Raw genomic sequence first — 1,692 nt, forward strand, 5'->3', positions numbered from 1 at the left:
ACATACGACACTGTCAAAATACCATCAGGCCTCACAGCAAAAATTGACGAGCTCATTCTCGAATCAAACGGCGACTTCACCAGCAGAACCGACGTGATAAAATACGCCGTCCGGCTTCTCTTCCGAGAACGAAAGCAACGATAAAAAGCCACACAAAGAGCGCTGACAAGGAAAGAGTACTGACCAGGCTCTGAACGCCCGGCCTGCCTGCTTCTACAAACGCGAGCCCCTACGCGTGGCCGTAGCGTTCAGCATCAACAAAAAAAAATCACGAGCCACCTCTTCGCCAAAAAGAAATACAATGAAGAACGTAGTCAGAAAAATCCTCAAACAAGCCACCAGACGAATCCACATCTTCTTGAACTGCACGCACCACCCGCTCCGGAAGCTGCAAAACAACATCAACAACACCATCTTCCACTGCGGCATTGCCAAACGTTCGTTCTCTCCTTGCCACTACCACCTCTTTTTTCACGCTAACCACCCCCTTTTCCCAAAAACTGTGGTACTACTCGCTCACAATCCAGTGGCAGAGCTGCAAACATTCTAATTTTTTCCTGTATATCCTGTATAAAATGGTTACATACAAGACTTAAACAACAAGGAACACCGCCAAAAACCTGCTCACTCACCAACCCATCCGCTAACAACACGCCGCCAACAACAACCCTCTCGCAACCACACACGACTCGTCACCTCCATCGTCAAAGAGGAACCTGCAGCGCAGGACCCGCAGCGACGCCAAACGTCGGCATAATACTATCCGTCAACACCGGAATGAACCAACTCAACGCCGCACCAATCCAGAGCATAATGACAACATCTACAAGCGCGGCAGACGTAAGACCGCCATCAACAATCTTGAGCGTCCACGCTGACGCTGCAGAATGCACAATCACCAACACCCCAATAAGCATGCTAACCCTTGCCATATCCACTGCAGTAACGCCCAGATTCAGCTGATCCAAAAATCCCTGCATCACCGTCAAATCACCCACGGGCTGAGAAAAAATATCAGAGAGCACTGCAGAAATCTTTGCCGTCACGTAAATGGCGGCAGCAAAGCCGACCAAGGAACCATACAACGACCCGCGCAAACCAGAGGCCAGCTGCAAACGCAAAAGACGCAAACTAATCAAACGCTGAAAGTTCTTGCTTACAATCTCCCCAATTTTCTCGCCATCACCCCCCAAATAAATCGACTCAGCAAATATTTTAGAAAACATATGAATAAGATGACTGCCGCTCTCTGCAGCATAATATACCCAAGACTCGACCTTATCACAACCAAGCTTGAGCCGCTTATACAGATTATGCATTAACTCATTTACCAAACCAAAGTCGTGTACAAGCACAATTTTCAAACTGGAAAGCACGGCCCCGTTCCTCGCTCGAACCGCAGAGCCAAGCGTCCTCACAAAAGCCGGGAAAAAATGCTCCCGACGAAGAACCGAACGCTCAACGCGCTTTGCTAAAACACCAGGAACAAGCAAAGGAGTAGCCCCTATCGCAACAGAAAACAAAAACGGAAGAGACGTCGCCACCAACAAAACAACACCCAACACCACCGAGAACGGCACAACCACCCACAACACGACCTTCAACCTCCGCCTCCCCCTATCCTTAATCTTAAGGTTGTGACAAATCTTGTCACTCGGCACGAAACTGCGGACAAAAAAAACAATAAGCGCA

General features: G+C 48.8%; 2 protein-coding genes. One reads left to right on the forward strand and one right to left on the reverse strand.

The genetic code is table 11. The features are described from left to right. Positions 1-235: 235 nt before the first annotated feature. A complete protein-coding gene (locus D6783_05680) occupies positions 236-550 on the forward strand; it encodes a hypothetical protein (GenBank protein RME52152.1) in 315 nt (104 codons plus the stop codon). A 154-nt stretch (positions 551-704) separates the two neighbouring features. Here the strand turns inward: D6783_05680 and D6783_05685 are convergent, their stop codons facing one another. After that, positions 705-1,661 carry a hypothetical protein gene (locus tag D6783_05685; GenBank protein ID RME52153.1) on the reverse strand — a complete coding sequence of 319 codons (957 nt, stop codon included), beginning with the start codon at positions 1,659-1,661 and terminating at the stop codon, positions 705-707. Positions 1,662-1,692: the final 31 nt, after the last annotated feature.

The organism is Candidatus Woesearchaeota archaeon (assembly GCA_003694805.1).
Taxonomy (GTDB): Archaea; Nanobdellota; Nanobdellia; order Woesearchaeales; family J110; genus J110.